The following is an 18,264-nucleotide window of genomic DNA, read 5'->3' as shown; positions in this document are numbered from 1 at the left end:
GTCGGGGTTCACCCCGACATCCTTCGCAAAGTCGGGGTAAACCCCGACCTACAACCCCTGCCCCGGCTTCACGTCCTTCAGCTCCATCGCCTTGGCCGGGTCGCGCCACATCTGGGCCAGCACGTTCTGCCGCTTGATGTCCTTGCGGTGGCGCAGCGTCAGCAGGATCGCCCCGATCATCGCCACCAGCAGGATCAGGCCGGCAAGCTGGAACAGCAGGAAATAGCGGTCATAAAGCAGCATCCCCAGCGCCCGCGTGTTCTCGATCTCGGTCGGAGCCACTGCCTGGCGCAGGCCTTCCGCCCCGTCAGCGACAGTCCAGACGCCGACGCCAATGGCGACCTGCATCAGAAGAACCACGCCGATGAGGAGGCCCAGCGGCATGTAGCGCGCCAGTTCCCCCTTCAGCGCGGCGAAGTCGATGTCGAGCATCATCACCACGAAGAGGAACAGCACCGCCACCGCTCCGACATAGACGATGACCAAGAGCATCGCCACGAACTCCGCCCCGAGCAGGACAAACAACCCGGAGGTGGAGAGGAACGCCAGGATCAGCCACAGCACCGAATGCACCGGGTTGCGGCTGAGCGTGACCATCAGGCCCGCCGTCACCGTGATCACCGCAAACAGGTAGAAGGCAAAGCTGAAGACGGTCATGCGTCTTTCTCCTCAGGTATCTCGGCGAAGACGGACTGGGCGATTTCCAGCGCCTTCTGCATGGCGGGAACCCCGCCGAACATGGACATCTGCCAGATCACTTCCGCGACCTCGCGTTTCGTGGCCCCGGCAGAAAGGCCGTTCTTGATCGCCATCCGCAGCTGCGGCTCGCCCACCGGACCCAGCACCGTCAGCGCCGCGATGGTGACAAGGAAGCGGGTCCGCGCGTCGAGGCCCTCGGGGTTGAAGGTCTTGCCGAACCACATCTCCAGCAGCTCTTTCGGCATCGGCGGAAAGAACTTCTCGAACGCCTTCGCGTCGATGTTCTCCATGCCCGGCATGAAGGCATTGGCCATCTTCTGGCCCTGCTCCATCATCGCGGCGAACATCTTGGCGAAGTCTTCGGTCATCTGTAGGGCGCGTCGATTTCAAGGTTGCGGGCGATCTCGGCCTCCCAGCGGGCGCCGTTCTCCAGAAGCTTCTCCTTGGTGTAGAACAGCTCTTCCCGCGTCTCGGTCGAGAATTCGAAGTTCGGGCCTTCGACGATGGCATCGACCGGGCAGGCTTCCTGGCAGAAGCCGCAGTAGATGCACTTGGTCATGTCGATGTCGTAGCGCGTGGTGCGCCTTGACCCGTCTTCCCGAGGCTCCGCGTCGATGGTGATCGCCTGCGCCGGGCAGACGGCTTCGCAGAGCTTGCAGGCGATGCAGCGTTCCTCGCCGTTCGGATAGCGGCGCAGCGCGTGTTCGCCGCGGAAACGGGGGGAAAGCGGCCCCTTCTCATGCGGGTAGTTCAGCGTCGATTTCGGCGCGAAGAAGTATTTCATCCCCAGGCCGAAGCCCTTGATGAAGTCCACCAGCAAGAAATACTTCGTGGCGCGGGTCCAGTCGATGTTGCTCATCCCTCGATCCCCAGCTTCTTCTCGATATGTTCGACGCGCTCGTCGATGGAACGGATGTAACCGCCCAGACCGAACAGGACGCCTTCGGTCGATTGGGCGCGGATGCCCAGTTCATCGACTTTGGCCTCTAGGTCGTCGAACCGCTTGTCCATGCGCTTGAAGTCCTCACGGATCAGCTTGAGCTGTTCCAGCAGCAGATTTTCCACATTCGGGGCCATCATCAGCCTCCAATCGCCCAGCGGGCCCAGAAGCCGCCCAGCACTTCGAACTTGGCAAGGAACGCCACGATCACCACCCAGGCCAGCGACAAGGGCAGGAAGACCTTCCAGCCGATCCGCATCAGCTGGTCATAGCGGTAGCGGGGGACGATGGCCTTCACCATCGCGAACATGAAGAAGAAGAGCCACATCTTCGCAACCATCCACCACCAGCCATCCGGCAGGAACGGCAGCGGCGAGAGCCAGCCGCCGAAGAACAGCAGCGAAATCAGCGCGCACATCAGGAAGATCGCGATGTATTCGCCGGCCATGAAGAGGAGGTAGGGAGTCGAGGAATATTCCACCATGAACCCGGCAACCAGTTCGGACTCCGCCTCGGGAAGGTCGAAGGGCGGACGGTTGGTCTCGGCCAGGGCGCTGATGAAGAACAGGAAGACCATCGGGAAATGCGGCAGCCAGTACCAGTTGAAAAGGCCCCAGTCGCCCTCCTGCGCCGCCACGATGGAGGAAAAGCTCATCCCCCCGGTCGAGATGATCACCCCGATGATGATCAGGCCCAGCGAGACCTCGTAAGAGATCATCTGCGCCGCAGACCGCAGGCTCCCGAGGAAGGCGTATTTCGAGTTCGAGGCCCAGCCGCCCATGATCACGCCGTAGACCTCAAGCGACGACACGGCAAAGACGAACAGGATCGCGACGTTGATGTTCGCCAGAACCCAGCCGTCATCGAAGGGGATCACCGCCCAGGCGAGGATCGCGAGGACAAAGGACAGCATCGGCGCGAGGAAGAACACCGGGCGGTCCACCCCGGCGGGAATGACGATCTCCTTCACCACATATTTCAGCGCATCCGCCACCGATTGCAGCAGGCCGAAGGGCCCGACCACGTTCGGCCCGCGCCGCATCTGCACCGCCGCCCAGATCTTCCGGTCGCCGTAGACGAGGAACAGAAGGCTGATCATCACGAAACCCACGATCAGAAGGCTTTGTGCCGCGATCAGCACCGCCGTTCCGAACCCCGTGGCAAAGAACCCGTCCATGTCAGTCCCTCATCCTCAAACCGCCAGCTTTACTTCGCCGGTATTCCAAGCTCGTCGCATTCCGTCAGCGCCACTTCGGCATCCACGGTGCGCAGGCCCTCGGGCAGGCTGGCCGAGATGAGGTAGACCGCATCCCCGTACCATGTCCGGCCCTTCTTCGTCACGATGGTCCGCACTTGTCGCGCGAAGCCAAACCCTTGATCCAGCGCATATTGCGCGGCAGCACAGCGGCCATAGGCCTCGACATCCGCCCGGTCCTTCGCCCCGGTCATGGCGACCGAGAAGCTGACCATGTCGGTGTCGAGAAGGATGGTCGAAACCCCCTGGTAGACCGCCGTCTGCCCGCGTTCCTCTGGCACCTCTCCGCCGGGCGCGCAAGCCCCCAGCGCCGCTGTCGCGGTGCCTAGGGTGGCCATAAGGGAGAGGCGCTGTGTCATCTTACTCCGCCGCAATCGGGGTCACGGCGCGGGCCTTGGCCAGCGCGCTCAGTTCCGCCATCACCGTGGACGCCCGCGCGATGGGGTTGGTCAGGTAGAAGTCCTTGATCGCATTGCGGAAGGTGGCCTTGGCCGGAAGCTTGACCTCCAGGGGCTGCCAGGCATTCTCTGGCACCTCGTCGATGCGGCCCAGATGCGGATGCGCCTTGACCAGCGCCGACCGAAGGCCCGCCAGCGAATCCCACGGCAGTTGCTGGCCGACCTCGGCCGACAGCGCCCGCAGGATCGCCCAGTTCTCCTTCGCCTCGCCCGGCGCGAAGCCTGCGCGGAAGGCCAGTTGCGGCCGCCCCTCGGTGTTGACGAAGAGCCCGTTCTCCTCGGTATAGGCCGCGCCCGGCAGGATGATGTCCGCCCGGTTCGCGCCCCGGTCGCCGTGGCTGCCCTGATAGATCACGAAGGGCGCGTTGGCCCCGTCGCGGCTGATCTCGACCTCGTCCGCGCCAAGGTTGTAGATCACCTGCGCGCCTTCGGTGGCCTTGGAGAGCCCGCCTTCGGTGACAGCGCCCACATCCATCGCGCCGACGCGGCCCGCCGCCGTGTGCAGCACCATGAACTTCGCGCCCGCGCCCTGGGCGTAGGCCATCGCCTGCGACAGGACCGCCTCGCCATCCGCCTCGTTGATCGCGCCCTGGCCGATGATGACCAGCGTATCGGGCTTCTCGGTCACGCGGCCCACCAGCTCCACCAGCGCCGCCCGGTCCGACCCCATGTGCTTGTAATCATAGGTCAGATCGACCTTCTCGCCGAAGAGGCCCACCATCGCGCCATTGGTCCAGGCCTTGCGGATGCGGGCGTTCAGCACCGGGCTCTCCACCCGCGGATTGGTCCCGATCAGCAGGATCACCTTCGCCGTGTCGATGTCCTCGATCTTCGCCGTGCCGACATAGGCAGAGCGGTTGCCCACCGGCAGCTTCGCCCCATCGGTGCGGCACTCCACATGGCCGCCCAGAGATTCCACCAGCGCTTTCAACGAATAAGCCGCTTCCACCGAGGCCAGATCGCCGACCAGGCCGGCCACCTTCCTGCCCTTCATCGCGGCGGCAGCCTTCTCCAGCGCCTCGCCCCAGGACGCCTTCCGCAGCTTGCCGTTTTCCCGAACATACGGAGTATCCAGCCGCTGCCGACGCAACCCGTCCCAGACGAAGCGGGTCTTGTCGCTGATCCATTCCTCGTTCACGCCGTCATGGTTGCGCGGCAGGAAGCGCATGACTTCGCGGCCCTTGGTGTCGATGCGGATGTTCGACCCCAAGGCATCCATCACATCGATGCTCTCGGTCTTGGTCAGCTCCCAGGGCCGGGCGGTGAAGGCATAGGGCTTCGAAGTCAGCGCACCCACCGGACACAGGTCGATGATGTTGCCCTGCAGGTTCGAATCCAGCGTCATGTTCAGGTAGCTGGTGATCTCAGAGTCTTCGCCGCGGCCCGTCTGGCCCATCTGGGTGATGCCCGCCACTTCCGTGGTGAATCGGACGCAGCGGGTGCAGGAGATGCAGCGCGTCATCTTCGTTTCGACCAGCGGGCCAAGGTTCAGGTCCTCCGACGCCCGCTTCGGCTCGCGGTAGCGGCTGAAATCCACGCCGTAAGCCATCGCCTGATCCTGCAGGTCGCATTCCCCGCCCTGGTCGCAGATCGGGCAGTCGAGCGGGTGGTTGATCAGCAGGAACTCCATCACCCCCTCGCGGGCCTTCTTCACCATCGGCGAAGTGGTCTTGACCACCGGCGCCTCGCCGTTCGGCCCCGGCCGCAGGTCGCGCACCTGCATCGCGCAGGAGGCCGCAGGCTTCGGCGGGCCGCCCACCACCTCGACCAGACACATCCGGCAGTTCCCGGCGATCGACAGCCGCTCATGGTAGCAGAAGCGCGGGATCTCCACCCCGGCCGCTTCCGCCGCCTGGATGATGGTCATCGCGCCATCGACCTCGACCTCGATCCCGTCGATGCTGATCTTCTTGAGGTTGGTCATCTTCTCTTTCCCATCTTCCTGTCCCGAAGCCCGTTCAGAGCGCTTCGGGGAAAACCCTGATCGACAATCCTACCGGACCGTCAAAAACCGACTGATGCTCGTCTTTTCAGCCACTTCCGCCCGCCCCGCCATGCACCATGTACTCGGCTGCGCCAGAACCACGCCACGCTTCGTTATGTACTTGATCACCATGTCCTGCGCCAAGCGTGGCGAGATCGCAGCAATCGACCTGTTGTTGGCCCAAGCTGGATTGGGGCCGTACTTCTCCTGCAGGACGGCTGCGGCCTTGATTTCTGCGCGACCGTTGTAACCGAACGACTTCGGGCACTCCTTGGCGATCTGCTCGGCCGTCGCAATTTCGAAGCCGAGTTGCAGGACATCCGACGGGATTTCCGCAGGCGGGCCAGAGCTTTGCGGCTCTGCCGGGACGCATCCAGCGACAAGCAGCATGGCAAGCAATGCCAGCCCCCTGCAGCCACTGATCGACCGTTCCACTCCCGATACAAGACCTGCGACTGCCATCGCCCTACTCCGCCGCCACTTGCGCGCAACCGTGGGCCTTCCACGCCTGCGCTTCTTTCAGATATCTCCAGCCGAAGGCATGGTCGCTGTCGCCATGCGCTTCCAGATGCTTCAGCCGCTCCAGTGCCTCGTCCAAAGTGGGACGGTGCCCCGCAGGCACCCACCACATGACGAAATGCATGCGGCCCAGCACCTGGAACCACTCCGCCCGCCGCTCGTAGAAGGCGCGGTGGACGGTGTTCCAGACGAAATGCTCCAGCGTCTCGACGCTTTCCCAGACCGTGAGGTTCGACACGAACTGCGGGTCGCCGTCGATCTTGGTTTCGGTGTTCCCGGTGCCGGGCTCGCCCGAACCTTCCATCATCCAGACGAAGCCCGGCATCCGCTTGCCCAGCCCGTTCACCCGGTCGAGCGCGGCCATGAACTCGGCCACGCGCGGGTCGTCGGTGGGGGCCAGAAGGCGCCCCACGTTCAACTCGGCCAGGTGACGGGCTTCGGTCATTTCGTCGACCTCAACAGCGAGCCCGCAAGCGAACCCTTGGCGATCTCTTCCTCGCCGATGGCGCAATAGGCCTCCGGCTTGCCCGGCTCGGCGCCCTTGGCCTTCAGCCATTCCGCCGCCTCGGCCTTGAACTTCTTCTTCTCCTCTTTCGAGGTGACGAAGTCGCGCACCACGCCGGCCTCGTAGCCCTGCTTCAGCGCATAGTCGCGAAGGTTGTTCAATTCTCCCAACGCCTTCAGCGTGCGGGCCTTCATCGTCGGGCAATTGTCGGCGATGGCGTCGCCGATGAAACCTTGCAAAAGCTTGTCGTGGATCACCGGCTCTTCGTTGATCGGCACCAGCGCATAGGCGGGGGCGGTCACGGCAAGGGTCAGGGCGATGGTAAGATTGCGAAGCATGTTGGCCTCCTTGGCTGCTCGTAGCCCGGAGATGGGGGCAAAGCCCCATGCTATGCCATGACAAACCGGGGTTTTCAGCGGCTTGTGACCGAAGGTGACGGCGTTCGTCATGCGCAACCCTCCGGGTAGACCCATTCGCCGGTCGCCCGGTCGAAACGGTCGTAGATCGAGGCGTTCACCCTGCCCCCGCAGGCCGCATCCGCTGCCTTCCGCGCCAGCGCGCCTTCCCACATCTGGAACGGCTGGCCGTTGTTGGTGACGCGCACCGGCTCGCGCGAGGCAGGAACGGAAGCCGTTCCCACACAAGCGGCCTGAGCCAGCGTCACCGAAAGGGCCAGCGCCATCCGCATCACTCCGCCGCGACCGCCGAGATGCGCCCGGTCCGCTTCGCCTTGATCCGGTCCTCGATCTCGTCCCGGAACGCCCGGATCAGGCCCTGGATCGGCCAGGCCGCCGCATCACCCAAGGCGCAAATGGTGTGGCCCTCGACCTGCTTGGTCACGGACAAGAGCATGTCGATCTCCTCGACCTCCGCCTCGCCCCGGACCAGCCGGTCCATGACCCGCATCATCCAGCCCGTGCCCTCGCGGCAGGGGGTGCATTGGCCGCAGCTTTCGTGCTTGTAGAATTTCGACAGCCGCCAGATCGCCTTGATCACGTCGGTCGACTGGTCCATCACGATGACCGCCGCCGTGCCAAGGCCCGAGCGCTGCTCGCGCAGCCAATCGAAATCCATGATCGCGTCGTCGCATTGCGCCTGGGTCAGAAGCGGCACCGAAGACCCGCCGGGGATCACCGCCTTGATGTTCTTCCAGCCGCCGCGCACCCCGCCGCAATGGCGGTCCAGAAGCTCCTTCAGCGGGATCGACATCGCCTCTTCCACGACGCAGGGCTGCATCACATGGCCCGAGATGCCGAAAAGCTTGGTCCCGGTGTTGTTCGGCCGCCCGAAGCTTGCGAACCAGTCCGAGCCGCGCCGCAGGATCGTCGGGACAACCGCGATGGACTCCACGTTGTTTACCGTGGTCGGGCAGCCGTAGAGGCCCGAGCCCGCCGGGAACGGCGGCTTCATCCGGGGCATGCCCTTCTTGCCCTCAAGGCTTTCCAGAAGGGCGGTTTCCTCGCCGCAGATATAGGCCCCGGCGCCGTGGTGCAGGTACAGGTCGAAGTCCCAGCCCGACTTGGCCGCGTTCTTGCCCAGAAGCCCGGCGTCGTAGCATTCGTCGATGGCGGCCTGCAGCGCCTCGCGCTCGCGGATGTATTCGCCGCGAATGTAGATGTAGCAGGTGTTCGCCCCCATCGCGAAGGACGCGATCAGCGCCCCCTCGATCAGCGTATGCGGGTCGTGCCGCATGATCTCGCGGTCCTTGCAGGTGCCCGGCTCGGACTCGTCGGCGTTGATCACCAGATAGGACGGGCGCCCGTCAGACTGCTTCGGCATGAACGACCACTTGAGCCCCGTCGGGAAGCCTGCGCCCCCGCGCCCCCGCAGGCCGGACGCCTTGACCTGCTCGATGATCGTGTCACGCCCGCGCTTGATGAGGTCGGCGGTGCCGTTCCAATGCCCGCGCTTCATCGCGCCCTTCAGGCTGCGGTCATGCATCCCGTAGAGGTTGGTGAAAATGCGGTCCTGATCCTTGAGCATTTGGTCTTCCTAACCCCGGCGTCCGCGCCAGATCTGATACGTCACCACCATCGCCCAGACGAAGCCGGCGATGGCGGCAAGGTCGAAGAGGAACGCGAACCGCGTCTCCCACCCCATTTGTCCGCCCACGAACTGGGCGCCCATCCACAGGATCATGGTCGCCGCCAGCACGATGGCCACCAGACGCGTCTGTCGGGCGCGTTTCAGGTCGGCGGGATCGGGGCGGGTCTCGGCCATGTCTCTCAATACTCGTTGGTCCGGGCGCGTTCGTGGAACGCCTCAAGCCCTTCGCTGACGATGATCTTCGCCTGCTCCACCCATTTGTCGCGGGTGATGCGGCCCTTGAAGGTCTTCATTTCGGCATCGACAAGCGCGACATCGGCCTCGGTCCATTGCGCGATCTGGTCGAAATGGAAAAAGCCCATGCCGTTGACCAGCTTCTCCAGCGCGGGGCCGATGCCTTCGATCTCTTTCAGATCGTCCGCCTTGCCCTTGCGGGGCGCCTTCAGCCGGACGAGGCCCACGGGCTTCGCCGACTTCTCGGCCTTCAGCTTGGCCGCCTTCGGCTTCGGCTCGGCCTTGGCTTTCACCTCGGCCTTTTCGGCTTTCGGCTTCGCGTCAGCCTTCGGCTTCGCCGCCTTGGGCTTGGCTTCCGCCTTGGGTTTCGCCGCGGCCTTCGGCTTGGCCCCGGCCGCCAACACGGGCTCGGCCATCACGGCGGCCACCGGGGCTGCGGCTTCCGCCACGACCGGTGCAGCGGGCTGCGCGACGGGCGACTTCGGGGTGGCGATGATCGGCGCGGGCTCGACCTCGGCCAAGGGCGTCACCACCGACGATCCGGCGCGCGCCTTCAGAGCCTCGGGGCGCACCGGGACCGCCTTCACCGCCGGGACCGCTGCGCCCTCGCCCGTTCCAAGCCGAACCTCGCCCGAGGCCGGGACGATCTTGCGCACGCGCTGCGCCGCCGCCGCCTCTTCGTCGCGGTTCACTTTCGCCGCCAGCGAGTAGAGCCCCAGAAGCACGATCAGCGCGACCGCGAGGGCAAACAGCACGGCAGGCAACAGGAAGTAGTGCATGAGACCGCGCAGCACGGCAAAGGTCACGATCCCGGAGAGACCCACCAGGACCCAGCCGCCCGTGCCGATCGTCGTTTCATACTCCTCGTCGCGCATCCCGCGTCACTCCCCGAACCACACCACTCGCCGCAATCTCGTCCTGCCGTCCCGTTCCCGTTCCTATGCCTTCGCCGCCGCTTCCGCCTCGGCGACCGAGCCTCCCGCAGCCAGGATCTTCGCCTGCGCCACCCACTTGTCGCGGGTCACGCGGCCCTTGAAGCCCTCAAGGTTCTCGTCGACCCAGGCGATTTCGCCCGCCGTCCAGTTGGCGATCTGCTCGAAATGGTAGAAGCCCAGCCGGTGGCACAGGGCCTCCAGCTTCGGCCCGATGCCAAGGATCAGCTTCAGGTCATCCGCGCGGCCGCCCTTCGGCGCCGTCAGCCCTGCGGGCTTCACGCCCCCCGCCTGCCCCGCCGCTTTCGCCTCCGGCGTCGCTGCCGGAGTCGCGTTCGGCGCGTTGCCCTCCGACTTCGGCTTGCCCTTCGACGAAGCCTTCGCCTCCTGCACCGTCGCGCCCGTGGCATCCGCCGGAACTCCGGCGCCCGGCTTCGGCTCGACCGCCTTGCCCTTCGCGGGCTTCACCGGAGCCGCCACGCCCAGCCAGGGCGTCGTCAGTGGCACTTCGGTCCCGTCGATCCGCTTCACCGTGTCCTTGATGTCCACCGCCAGTTGCGCGCTGGCGTTGTACTGCTTCCGGCCCGACTCGAACTCCTTCAGGCTGGTCAGCCCCCCGATCGGCTCCGCCGCATAGCGCCCGTTCTGCGGCCCCGGCACCGGCACCTCGCCCTTCGAGAACCGCCCGATCAGCTCACGCAGCTTCGCAGCCGTCAGGTCCTCGTAGTAGTCCTTGCCGATCTGGGCCATCGGGGCATTCGCGCAGGCCCCCATGCACTCGACCTCTTCCCAAGAGAACTTCCCGTCCGCGCTGAGGGTATGCGGCGTGGAGGCAATCAGCTCCTTCGCCACCGCCACCAGATCCTCGGCCCCGCAGATCATGCAGCTGGTCGTGCCGCAAATCTGCACATGCGCGACCGACCCCACCGGCGAGAGCTGGAACATGAAGTAGAAGGTCGCCACTTCCAGCGCCCGGATATAGGCCATGCCCAGCATATCCGCGACATGCTCGATGGCGGGGCGGGTCAGCCAGCCCTCCTGCTCCTGCGCGCGCCACAGCAGCGGGATGATCGCCGACGCCTGCCGCCCCGCCGGATATTTGGAAATCTGGCCCTTGGCCCAGTCCAGGTTCGCCGGAGTGAAGGCGAAGAAGGCGGGTTGTTCCTTGTGAAGACGACGCAGCATCAGATCATTCCAGCAATGAGAGCCGGGAGCGCGACCGCGCCGACCGGCAGGATCAGAATCCCGAGCAGAAGAAACGGGGCAACGCCAAGGGCGATCACCGATCCACCTCCCCGAACACGATATCCATCGTGCCGATGATGGCGGAAACGTCGGCCAGCTGGTGCCCCTTGCAGATGTAGTCCATCGACTGCAGGTGAAGGTAGCCCGGCGCGCGGATCTTGGCGCGGTAGGGTTTGTTGGTCCCGTCCGCCACCAGATAGACCCCGAACTCGCCCTTCGGTGCCTCGACGGCGGCATAGACCTCGCCCGCCGGGACGTGGAAGCCCTCGGTGTAAAGCTTAAAGTGGTGGATGAGCGCCTCCATCGAGGTCTTCATCTCGGCCCGCTTCGGCGGGGTGATCTTGCCGCGCGCGAGGATGTCGCCCTGCCCCTCCGGCGCCTTCAGCTTGGCCACCGCCTGCCGGATGATGCTGGTCGATTCCCGCATCTCGGCCATCCGGCACAGGTAGCGGTCATAGCAGTCGCCGTTCTTGCCGACGGGGATCTTGAACTCGAACTCGTCGTAGCATTCATAGGGCTGCGCGCGCCGCAGGTCCCAGGCGAGGCCCGAGCCCCGCACCATCACCCCGGAATAGCCCCAGTCCTGGATGTCCTTCTCGCTGACGATGCCGATATCGGCATTGCGCTGCTTGAAGATGCGGTTCTCGGTCAGCAGCGTGTCGATGTCGTCGATGACCTTGGGGAAATGCGCCGCCCAGGCGTCGATGTCGTCCAGCAGTTGCGGCGTCAGGTCCTGATGCACCCCACCCGGCCGGAAGTAGGCCGCGTGCAGCCGCGCCCCGCAGGCCCGCTCGTAGAAGACCATCAGCTTCTCGCGTTCCTCGAAGCCCCAGAGCGGGGGCGTCAAGGCACCCACGTCCATCGCCTGCGTGGTCACGTTCAGAAGGTGGTTCAGCACCCGCCCGATCTCGGAGAACAGCACCCGGATCAGCGACGCACGACGCGGCACCACCGTCCCGGTCAGCTTCTCGATCGCCAAGCACCAGGCATGTTCCTGGTTCATTGGCGCGACGTAATCCAGCCGGTCGAAATAGGGCAGGTTCTGCAGATAGGTCCGGGACTCCATCAGCTTTTCGGTGCCGCGATGCAGAAGCCCGATATGCGGGTCGCAGCGTTCGACGATCTCGCCGTCCAGCTCCAGCACCAGCCGCAGCACGCCATGCGCCGCCGGGTGCTGCGGCCCGAAGTTGATGTTGAAATTGCGGATGCGCTGCTCGCCGGTCTCGAAATCGCTCGAGCCGTCGTCGTAGGTGTTCCTGCGAATATCGCCGTCCATCACACTGCTCCGCTCATTGAGTTTTGGCCGACGAAATTACATCCGCGTTTCAACCCAAGTGCTTTGATTTCAAAGAAAGTGGGAATCCAGGTTCCTGAACCTACAATTTTTTTAAATCCCCACGAGACACCGAGCATGGCTGCCAGCCCCGCCAAAAAAGTCCCGGTTTCAGACAAGAAATCCCAAGGCATCAAGCCACCGCTCTTTCTGCCTTGGCCATCGCCTTCGGCACGAACTTTTCCCAGCGAACAAGGGCGCGCTGGTGCCGCCCCTCGCCGATCAGATCCACCCCGTCATGGGCGCGGACCGAAAACCACACGAACTTGCCGTCGATCCCCGTGACTTCGGTCTCGACCGTCACCGTCAGGCCGGGGGGCGTGGGGGCAAGGTGGCTCACGTCGACATGGGTGCCCAGCGAGCCCTCGCCGTCCTCATAGTAAGGCAGCAACTGCTCGATGCAGGCCCATTCCATCAGCCCGACCATGTAGCCGGTCGCCAGCACCCCCGGCATGGCGCGGAATTCCGCGCTTTCGGGGTAAAGGCGCGGCACGGTCTGCGCCTCGCCGATGGTCAGGCGATGCACCCCCTTGGCGCCAATGGTCAGGCCGGGCTTCACTTCGTCCCCGCCTTCTGGTCGCCGGGAAGGATGTATTCGGCACCCTCCCAGGGCGACATGAAGTCGAACTGCCGGTATTCCTGCACCAGCTTCACCGGCTCATAGACCACGCGCTTCAGCGCCTCGTCATAGCGGACCTCGGTATAGCCCGTGGTCGGGAAGTCCTTGCGCAAGGGATAGCCCCGGAAACCGTAGTCGGTGAGAATCCGGCGCAGGTCCGGGTGGCCCGAGAACAGGATACCGAACATGTCGAACACTTCGCGCTCGAACCAGTTGGCGCTGGGGTGGATCGCGACCAGCGAGGGCACCATCTCCTCCTCGCGCACCGCCACCTTCACCCGGATGCGCTGGTTCCGGTACATCGACAGGAAGTGATAGACCACGTCGAACCGCTGCGCGCGTTCGGGATGGTCGACCGCCGTGATGTCCACCAGCGTCGAGAACCGGCAGGACGCATCGTCGCGCAGGAATTCGACCAGCGCTTCCAGATGGGCCAGGTTCGCCACCAGCGTCAGCTCGCCGAAGGCCACGGTCGCCGACTGCACCGCATCGGCCTGTTTCAGCGCGATGATCCCGCCCAGTTCCTGCAAAGCCTCGGACATGATCACCTCACCAGAGTGCCAGTGCGGCGGATCTTCCGCTGCAACTGCAGGATACCGTAGAGCAGCGCCTCGGCCGTGGGCGGGCAGCCGGGGCCGTAGACGTCGACCGGCACGATCCGGTCGCAGCCCCGCACCACCGAATAGCTGTAGTGGTAATAGCCGCCCCCGTTGGCGCAGGAGCCCATCGAGATGACGTAGCGCGGCTCGGGCATCTGGTCGTAGACCTTGCGCAGCGCCGGGGCCATCTTGTTGGTCAGCGTGCCCGCGACGATCATCAGGTCCGACTGCCGGGGCGAGGCGCGCGGCGCGGTGCCGAAACGTTCCAGGTCATAGCGCGGCATCGAGGTATGCATCATCTCGACCGCGCAGCAGGCGAGGCCAAAGGTCATCCAGTGCAAGGACCCGATCCGCGCCCAGTTGATGATGTCTTCCGTCGAGGTCAGGATGAACCCCTTGTCCGAAAGCTCCCGGTTCAGCGCCTGGACCGCGACCTCATGGTCCGCCCCCGCCGTGTTCAGCCCGGTCTGCAACCCGACCGGCTGGCCGCCCGGCATGCCGATGGTCTCGATCCCGCCGGACGTGCCGTCGATCGGCGTCGAGGTGCCCCTCACTCCCATTCCAGAGCCCCTTTCTTCCATTCATAGGCAAACCCGATGGTCAGGACCGCCAGGAACAGCATCATCGACCAGAACGCGGGCATCGAGATGTCGCCGAAGGCCACCGCCCAGGGGAACAGGAACGCCACTTCCAGGTCGAAGATGATGAACAGGATCGACACCAGGTAGAAGCGCACGTCGAACTTCATCCGCGCGTCGTCGAAGGCGTTGAAACCACATTCGTAGGCGCTCACCTTCTCCGGGTCCGGGTTCCTGACAGCCAGCACCGCAGCGGCCAGGATCAGGACCAGGCCAAGGCCCACGGCAATGGCCAGAAGGATGAGGATGGGAAGGTATTCTCTGAGAAGCAGGTCCACGAGGGGCTCCCTGATGCTGGCGGCGCGCGTGCAGGCGGGCGTCACGGCCCGTTTGTCCCTCCGGCTTTACTCTGCGCCCTTGCCGGGGTCAACCGAAGGCGGGTGAGAATCCGGCCCGGCCGTGAGCAGAAACCCATAAATACCAAGCGTTTCACTCAGGATACTCCGGGGCGGGTTCCCCCTACCTTGACCGGCACCGCGATCCCGCCTTTCCTCCGGCCAGCACGAAAGGACCCCACCCATGCGCCTCGCCCTCTTCTTCGCCTTTGCCGCCAGCACCGCCAGCGCCCAGACCTGCGAGATCGACATCGCCGCCGTCGAGGCCCGCATCGCCGAACTGGAGCCCGCCTACAGCCTCGTCCTCTCCGACATCGGCTGCGACGCGCCGACCAACCCGGCCCATGTCCTGATGTGCAACGACGCCGAAACCCCCGGCGCGACGCTTTGGCGCATGGGGCGGCTCGACGATCTGGCCTGGGTCTACGCGGTGGAAAACGCCACCGGCCAGGCGGTCGACCAGACGAACCCGCCGCGCGACGACGATTTCATCGCGAAGCGCGACGCCTGCACCGATGCGGCCTGCCTCTGCGACGCGCTGGTCCGGCACACGAACGACAGCCTCGGCGGCACCTCGCCCTATCCGCAGTGACCGCCAGCCCGCCAGAAGGACTCCCCCGTTCCTCTTGGCAAAAATACTCGCCTTGCCCGGCCGGTCAGCCTGCGCACCAGCCCCCGCGCAGGCCCCCACCATACTGGCGCGCATGGCCCGCCCGGATCATCAGCCGCGCCACATCCACCCCGTCCAGCTCCAGCCGCACCAGCGCCCGGCCATACTTGTCCGTCCCCTCCTGCGTCAGGCTCAGCCGGTCCGCCCCCTGGATCAGCGCCCGCAGGTGCCAGGACGCCTTCTCAGCCGCCAGGAACTCCCCCAGGCATTTCGGCGCATATTTCTCCGGCGTGTCGAAGCCCAGCAGCCGCGCGCTGACCATCCCGTCCTCCGGGCAGATCAGCGACACCGTGTCCCCGTCCACCACCCGGATGATCCGGCACGGCCCCTGTTCGCTGGCCACCGTCTTCATCGCCGCGTTCACCAGGTCGGCAAGCGTCGGCACCAGCACCAGCCCGCCGATGCCGAGCCCGATCACCGCCTTGAGGTAGAAACGGGGATCAGCCAGCCGCCGCAAGCCCCGCACAACCACTCCCGCAGGCCGGGCGGGCCGGAACAACCAGCCCATCAGTCCGCCAGCGGCGCCGCGACCGGGGCGAGGTCCCGCGCGGAAGCGGCAACCGCCACCTCCTCACCGATGATGCGGGTGATCTGGTCCACATCCTCCAACCCGAAGGTCAAGGGCAGCCGCATGTCGATCAGCCCCGCCAGCACCCGGTCGGTCTGCGGCAACACCTCCGGCGCGGCATACTGCCAATGCGCATAGCGGCTGGTGAAGCCCTGCGGATCGGCGGCCCCGAACCACTTCAGCTCCACCCCCCGCGCCGCCGCGCCCGCGACGAAAGCGGCCACCCGCGCGGGCTCCCAGCCCGGCAGCAGGAACTGGAAGGACGAGCCCACATAGTCCTCGGCTTGCGGCCGCGGGATCAACTGCACCCCGGCAACCCCCGCCAGCCCCCGCTCCATCCCCTGGTAAAGCCGCCGCCAGCGCGCCCGCCGGTCGTCCAGCATCCCGATCTGCGGCCGCAGGATCGCCGCCCGCAGGTTGTCCATCCGGGACGACACGTTCGGCACCTCCAGCTTCAGCGCCTCGAACACCTCCGGCCCCGGCGCCGCCCGGTGGCGCGCATACAGCATGTAGGACCCGGAGAGCAGCACCGCCCGCGCCGCAAGTTCCGGGTCATCCGTCACCAGCAAGCCACCCTCGCCCGAGTTCATGTGCTTGTAGGTCTGCGTCGAGTAGCAGCCCATCGCCCCGTGCCGCCCCGAGGCGACTCCCTTCCACTTCGCCCCCATCGTATGCGCGCAATCCTCGATCACCCGCAGACCCAGCCGGTCGCACAAGGCCATCAGCGCCTCCATGTCGCCGACATGCCCCCGCATGTGCGACAGAAGCAGCACCTTCGCCCCGGTGGCCACCGCCTGCGCCTCCAGATGCCCAAGGTCGATGGTCAGGCCCTCCGTGACCTCGACGAAGACCGGCCTTGCGCCCAGCGAGGCGATCGCCCCCGGCACCGGGGCCAGCGTGAAGGCGTTCGACAGTACCGGATCTCCCGGTCGCACCTGAAGCGCGCGCAAGGCGCAAGCCATCGCCGCCCCGCCCGAGGCCAGCGCCAGACAGTACTTCGCGCCCACATAGGCCGCGAATTCCTCCTCCAGCAGCGCCGTCTCGGCCACTTCTCCGGCGACCGTGTTGTAGCGATGCAGCCGCCCGTGCCGCATGACCGCCAGCGCCGCCGCGATGCCTTCCTCCGGGATCGGCTCCTGCTGGGTGAAACTGCCGTCAAACCGCTCGCTCATGCCTTCTCCGACCTCTTCAGCACCAGGAACAGCGCCGTCGTCACCACAAGACAGCCCGCCGCCACCCAATAGGCCACGTCGGTCGACCGCCACGCCCGGTCCTCGGCCCAGAAATGCCCGAAGATGAAGGCGAAGAACACCGTCCCGAACAGCATCGCCAGGTTGGTCACCGCCGAAATCCCGCCCTGCAACTCGCCCTGCGCATCCTCGGGCACCCGCTTGGTCAAAAGCGCCGTCAGCAGCGGATGCACGAATCCCTCCGGCCCGTGCAGGATCATCAGCGCGAAGACCCCCGGCACCGACCAGACGAAACCATAGCCCAGCACGACCAGCGTGGCGCAGGCCAGCCCGAACAGCGCAACGTTCCATTCCCCGAAGCGCTTGGTCGCAGGCCCGGTCAGCCCGCCCTGGAAGCCCCCGGCAATCAGCCCGAAGATCGCCAGCGTCGCCCCCACCATGACCTCGGACCAGCCAAACTTGGCGATGCCCCAGAAGGTCCAGACCGCCGTGTAGACCGAGGTGGAAAAGAAGAAGAGCCCCAGCACCAGCACCATCGGCAGAACGCCCCGATAGGTGGCAAAGACGCGAAAGGCCCCGAACGGGTTCGCCCGCCACAGATCGAAGGGGCGGCGGTTCTCCACGGTCAGCGACTCGGGCAGTACCGCCATCCCGTAGACGAAATTCAGCAGCGACACCCCCGCCGCCACCCAGAACGGCACCCGCGGCCCCAGCTCGCCCAAGAGCCCGCCGATGGCCGGGCCGATCACGAAACCCACGCCGAAAGCCGCGCCCATGTAGCCATAGGCCCTGGCCCGGTCGTCCGGCGCGGTGACATCGGCGATGTAGGCGGATGCGATGATCCAGCTTGCCCCGCAGATACCCGCGACGATCCGCCCGGCGAACAGCCATTCCAGCGTCGGCGCCAGCGCCATCAGGATGAAATCCATCCCCAGCCCGAAGATCGCCAGCAACAGAAGCGGGCGGCGCCCGTAGCGGTCGGCAAGGTTGCCCATCAGCGGCGCGAAGACAAACTGCGCCAGGCTGAAGGCCGCGAACATCCAGCCGCCGATGATCGCCGCCCGGTCGATGGTGACATGGCCCACATCCTCGATCAGCTTCGGCAGGACCGGCATGATGAGGCCAAAGCCCACCATGTCCAGGAACACGGTGATCAGGACGAAGGTCACCGCATGGCGGCTGACCGGCGAAGGCGCGCCGAGGCTGGGATCGAGGGCTTGGCTCATGGCGCGCGACCCTATGGGTCGGGGCGAAGACTGTCAAACCGGAGCCGCCCCGCAGGACGGGCTATCCGCCCCTGCTGCCAGCCGCGCCCAGCCTGCCGAAACCTTTCATCTTTGCCCCAAACATCCCCGCCGGAGGCCCCCCCTGTCCCCCCAGGCACGCGGCCCCCTCGCCGAACCCGCCCTTTCAGACTGGCCCAAATATCCCCGCCGGAGGCTCGCACCTCACCGCCACGAGCAACCTCCCGAATTCCGCGCACCGCCGATGCCGG

Annotated in this window: 25 protein-coding genes; 1 reads left to right on the top strand and 24 read right to left on the bottom strand. The window is 65.7% G+C overall.

All coding sequences use genetic code 11. The features are described 5' to 3' along the window. Nucleotides 1-48: 48 nt before the first annotated feature. The 21 genes from ACE3P6_RS08250 to ACE3P6_RS08150 all read right to left on the bottom strand — a co-directional run bounded on the left by ACE3P6_RS08250 (nucleotide 49) and on the right by ACE3P6_RS08150 (nucleotide 14,284). Entirely contained in the window at nucleotides 49-657 is a 609-nt protein-coding gene (locus tag ACE3P6_RS08250) for an NADH-quinone oxidoreductase subunit J (protein WP_374393654.1), read from the bottom strand. Next, complete coding sequence (locus ACE3P6_RS08245) at nucleotides 654-1,067, bottom strand: carboxymuconolactone decarboxylase family protein (RefSeq protein WP_374393651.1); 414 nt, start codon at nucleotides 1,065-1,067, stop codon at nucleotides 654-656. The genes ACE3P6_RS08250 and ACE3P6_RS08245 overlap by 4 nt, the downstream gene beginning before the upstream one ends. Further along, nucleotides 1,064-1,558 carry an NADH-quinone oxidoreductase subunit NuoI gene (nuoI, locus tag ACE3P6_RS08240; protein ID WP_294982410.1) on the bottom strand — a complete coding sequence of 165 codons (495 nt, stop codon included), beginning with the start codon at nucleotides 1,556-1,558 and terminating at the stop codon, nucleotides 1,064-1,066. The genes ACE3P6_RS08245 and nuoI overlap by 4 nt, the downstream gene beginning before the upstream one ends. Next, nucleotides 1,555-1,779 carry a hypothetical protein gene (locus ACE3P6_RS08235; protein ID WP_374393646.1) on the bottom strand — a complete coding sequence of 75 codons (225 nt, stop codon included), beginning with the start codon at nucleotides 1,777-1,779 and terminating at the stop codon, nucleotides 1,555-1,557. The genes nuoI and ACE3P6_RS08235 overlap by 4 nt, the downstream gene beginning before the upstream one ends. Further along, nucleotides 1,779-2,816, bottom strand: coding sequence for an NADH-quinone oxidoreductase subunit NuoH (gene nuoH, locus ACE3P6_RS08230; protein ID WP_374393645.1), 1,038 nt, complete (start codon nucleotides 2,814-2,816; stop codon nucleotides 1,779-1,781). The genes ACE3P6_RS08235 and nuoH overlap by 1 nt, the downstream gene beginning before the upstream one ends. Before the next feature lie 29 nt (nucleotides 2,817-2,845). Next, nucleotides 2,846-3,232: a hypothetical protein gene (locus ACE3P6_RS08225; protein WP_374393643.1), complete on the bottom strand. Its 387-nt coding sequence runs from the start codon at nucleotides 3,230-3,232 to the stop codon at nucleotides 2,846-2,848. A gap of 22 nt (nucleotides 3,233-3,254) precedes the next feature. Continuing rightward, entirely contained in the window at nucleotides 3,255-5,276 is a 2,022-nt protein-coding gene (gene nuoG, locus ACE3P6_RS08220) for an NADH-quinone oxidoreductase subunit NuoG (RefSeq protein ID WP_374393641.1), read from the bottom strand. 69 nt (nucleotides 5,277-5,345) lie between these two features. Beyond that, a complete protein-coding gene (locus tag ACE3P6_RS08215) occupies nucleotides 5,346-5,798 on the bottom strand; it encodes a hypothetical protein (RefSeq protein ID WP_374393638.1) in 453 nt (150 codons plus the stop codon). A 4-nt stretch (nucleotides 5,799-5,802) separates the two neighbouring features. After that, a complete protein-coding gene (locus ACE3P6_RS08210) occupies nucleotides 5,803-6,300 on the bottom strand; it encodes a DUF3291 domain-containing protein (protein WP_374393636.1) in 498 nt (165 codons plus the stop codon). Continuing rightward, complete coding sequence (locus tag ACE3P6_RS08205; RefSeq protein ID WP_374393633.1) at nucleotides 6,297-6,698, bottom strand: DUF5333 domain-containing protein; 402 nt, start codon at nucleotides 6,696-6,698, stop codon at nucleotides 6,297-6,299. The genes ACE3P6_RS08210 and ACE3P6_RS08205 overlap by 4 nt, the downstream gene beginning before the upstream one ends. 107 nt (nucleotides 6,699-6,805) lie before the next feature. Continuing rightward, a complete protein-coding gene (locus tag ACE3P6_RS08200) occupies nucleotides 6,806-7,042 on the bottom strand; it encodes a hypothetical protein (RefSeq protein WP_374393631.1) in 237 nt (78 codons plus the stop codon). 5 nt (nucleotides 7,043-7,047) lie between these two features. Further along, complete coding sequence (nuoF, locus tag ACE3P6_RS08195; RefSeq protein ID WP_374393629.1) at nucleotides 7,048-8,343, bottom strand: NADH-quinone oxidoreductase subunit NuoF; 1,296 nt, start codon at nucleotides 8,341-8,343, stop codon at nucleotides 7,048-7,050. Between the two features lie 9 nt (nucleotides 8,344-8,352). Then, complete coding sequence (locus tag ACE3P6_RS08190) at nucleotides 8,353-8,580, bottom strand: DUF5337 domain-containing protein (protein ID WP_374370144.1); 228 nt, start codon at nucleotides 8,578-8,580, stop codon at nucleotides 8,353-8,355. Between the two features lie 5 nt (nucleotides 8,581-8,585). Continuing rightward, nucleotides 8,586-9,515: a hypothetical protein gene (locus tag ACE3P6_RS08185; RefSeq protein ID WP_374393627.1), complete on the bottom strand. Its 930-nt coding sequence runs from the start codon at nucleotides 9,513-9,515 to the stop codon at nucleotides 8,586-8,588. A 63-nt stretch (nucleotides 9,516-9,578) separates the two neighbouring features. Then, nucleotides 9,579-10,757, bottom strand: a complete 1,179-nt coding sequence (locus tag ACE3P6_RS08180) for an NADH-quinone oxidoreductase subunit E (protein ID WP_374393625.1) — start codon at nucleotides 10,755-10,757, stop codon at nucleotides 9,579-9,581. 94 nt (nucleotides 10,758-10,851) lie between these two features. After that, the gene (locus ACE3P6_RS08175) at nucleotides 10,852-12,093 is read right to left on the bottom strand and encodes an NADH-quinone oxidoreductase subunit D (protein WP_374393622.1); all 1,242 of its coding nucleotides are present in this window, start codon (nucleotides 12,091-12,093) and stop codon (nucleotides 10,852-10,854) included. Then, a complete protein-coding gene (locus tag ACE3P6_RS08170) occupies nucleotides 12,093-12,284 on the bottom strand; it encodes a hypothetical protein (RefSeq protein ID WP_374393619.1) in 192 nt (63 codons plus the stop codon). The genes ACE3P6_RS08175 and ACE3P6_RS08170 overlap by 1 nt, the downstream gene beginning before the upstream one ends. Then, on the bottom strand, nucleotides 12,284-12,709 hold the full coding sequence (locus tag ACE3P6_RS08165; protein WP_374393616.1) for a thioesterase family protein: 426 nt from the start codon (nucleotides 12,707-12,709) through the stop codon (nucleotides 12,284-12,286). Before ACE3P6_RS08165 ends, ACE3P6_RS08170 begins: the two co-directional genes overlap by 1 nt. Continuing rightward, nucleotides 12,706-13,311, bottom strand: coding sequence for an NADH-quinone oxidoreductase subunit C (locus ACE3P6_RS08160; RefSeq protein ID WP_374393613.1), 606 nt, complete (start codon nucleotides 13,309-13,311; stop codon nucleotides 12,706-12,708). Before ACE3P6_RS08160 ends, ACE3P6_RS08165 begins: the two co-directional genes overlap by 4 nt. 2 nt (nucleotides 13,312-13,313) lie before the next feature. Beyond that, nucleotides 13,314-13,865, bottom strand: coding sequence for an NADH-quinone oxidoreductase subunit B family protein (locus ACE3P6_RS08155; protein WP_374393718.1), 552 nt, complete (start codon nucleotides 13,863-13,865; stop codon nucleotides 13,314-13,316). A 53-nt stretch (nucleotides 13,866-13,918) separates the two neighbouring features. Further along, nucleotides 13,919-14,284: an NADH-quinone oxidoreductase subunit A gene (locus ACE3P6_RS08150; RefSeq protein WP_374370127.1), complete on the bottom strand. Its 366-nt coding sequence runs from the start codon at nucleotides 14,282-14,284 to the stop codon at nucleotides 13,919-13,921. A gap of 241 nt (nucleotides 14,285-14,525) precedes the next feature. Here ACE3P6_RS08150 and ACE3P6_RS08145 point away from each other — a divergent pair, with 241 nt between their 5' ends. After that, entirely contained in the window at nucleotides 14,526-14,933 is a 408-nt protein-coding gene (locus tag ACE3P6_RS08145) for a hypothetical protein (RefSeq protein ID WP_374393610.1), read from the top strand. A 64-nt stretch (nucleotides 14,934-14,997) separates the two neighbouring features. Here ACE3P6_RS08145 and ACE3P6_RS08140 read toward each other — a convergent pair whose 3' ends face one another. From ACE3P6_RS08140 to ACE3P6_RS08130, 3 genes are read right to left on the bottom strand one after another with little or no spacing between them, the layout of a single operon-like run. After that, complete coding sequence (locus ACE3P6_RS08140) at nucleotides 14,998-15,519, bottom strand: thermonuclease family protein (protein ID WP_374393608.1); 522 nt, start codon at nucleotides 15,517-15,519, stop codon at nucleotides 14,998-15,000. Beyond that, complete coding sequence (locus ACE3P6_RS08135; RefSeq protein WP_374393606.1) at nucleotides 15,519-16,751, bottom strand: DegT/DnrJ/EryC1/StrS family aminotransferase; 1,233 nt, start codon at nucleotides 16,749-16,751, stop codon at nucleotides 15,519-15,521. The genes ACE3P6_RS08140 and ACE3P6_RS08135 overlap by 1 nt, the downstream gene beginning before the upstream one ends. Continuing rightward, nucleotides 16,748-17,995, bottom strand: coding sequence for a TCR/Tet family MFS transporter (locus ACE3P6_RS08130; RefSeq protein WP_374393603.1), 1,248 nt, complete (start codon nucleotides 17,993-17,995; stop codon nucleotides 16,748-16,750). Before ACE3P6_RS08130 ends, ACE3P6_RS08135 begins: the two co-directional genes overlap by 4 nt. Between the last annotated feature and the right edge of the window lie 269 nt (nucleotides 17,996-18,264).

The organism is Tabrizicola sp. (genome assembly GCF_041911175.1).
Lineage (GTDB): Bacteria > Pseudomonadota > Alphaproteobacteria > Rhodobacterales > Rhodobacteraceae > Tabrizicola.
The sequence above is the reverse complement of the archived record's forward strand: the minus strand, read 5'-3'. Positions and strand labels throughout refer to the sequence as shown.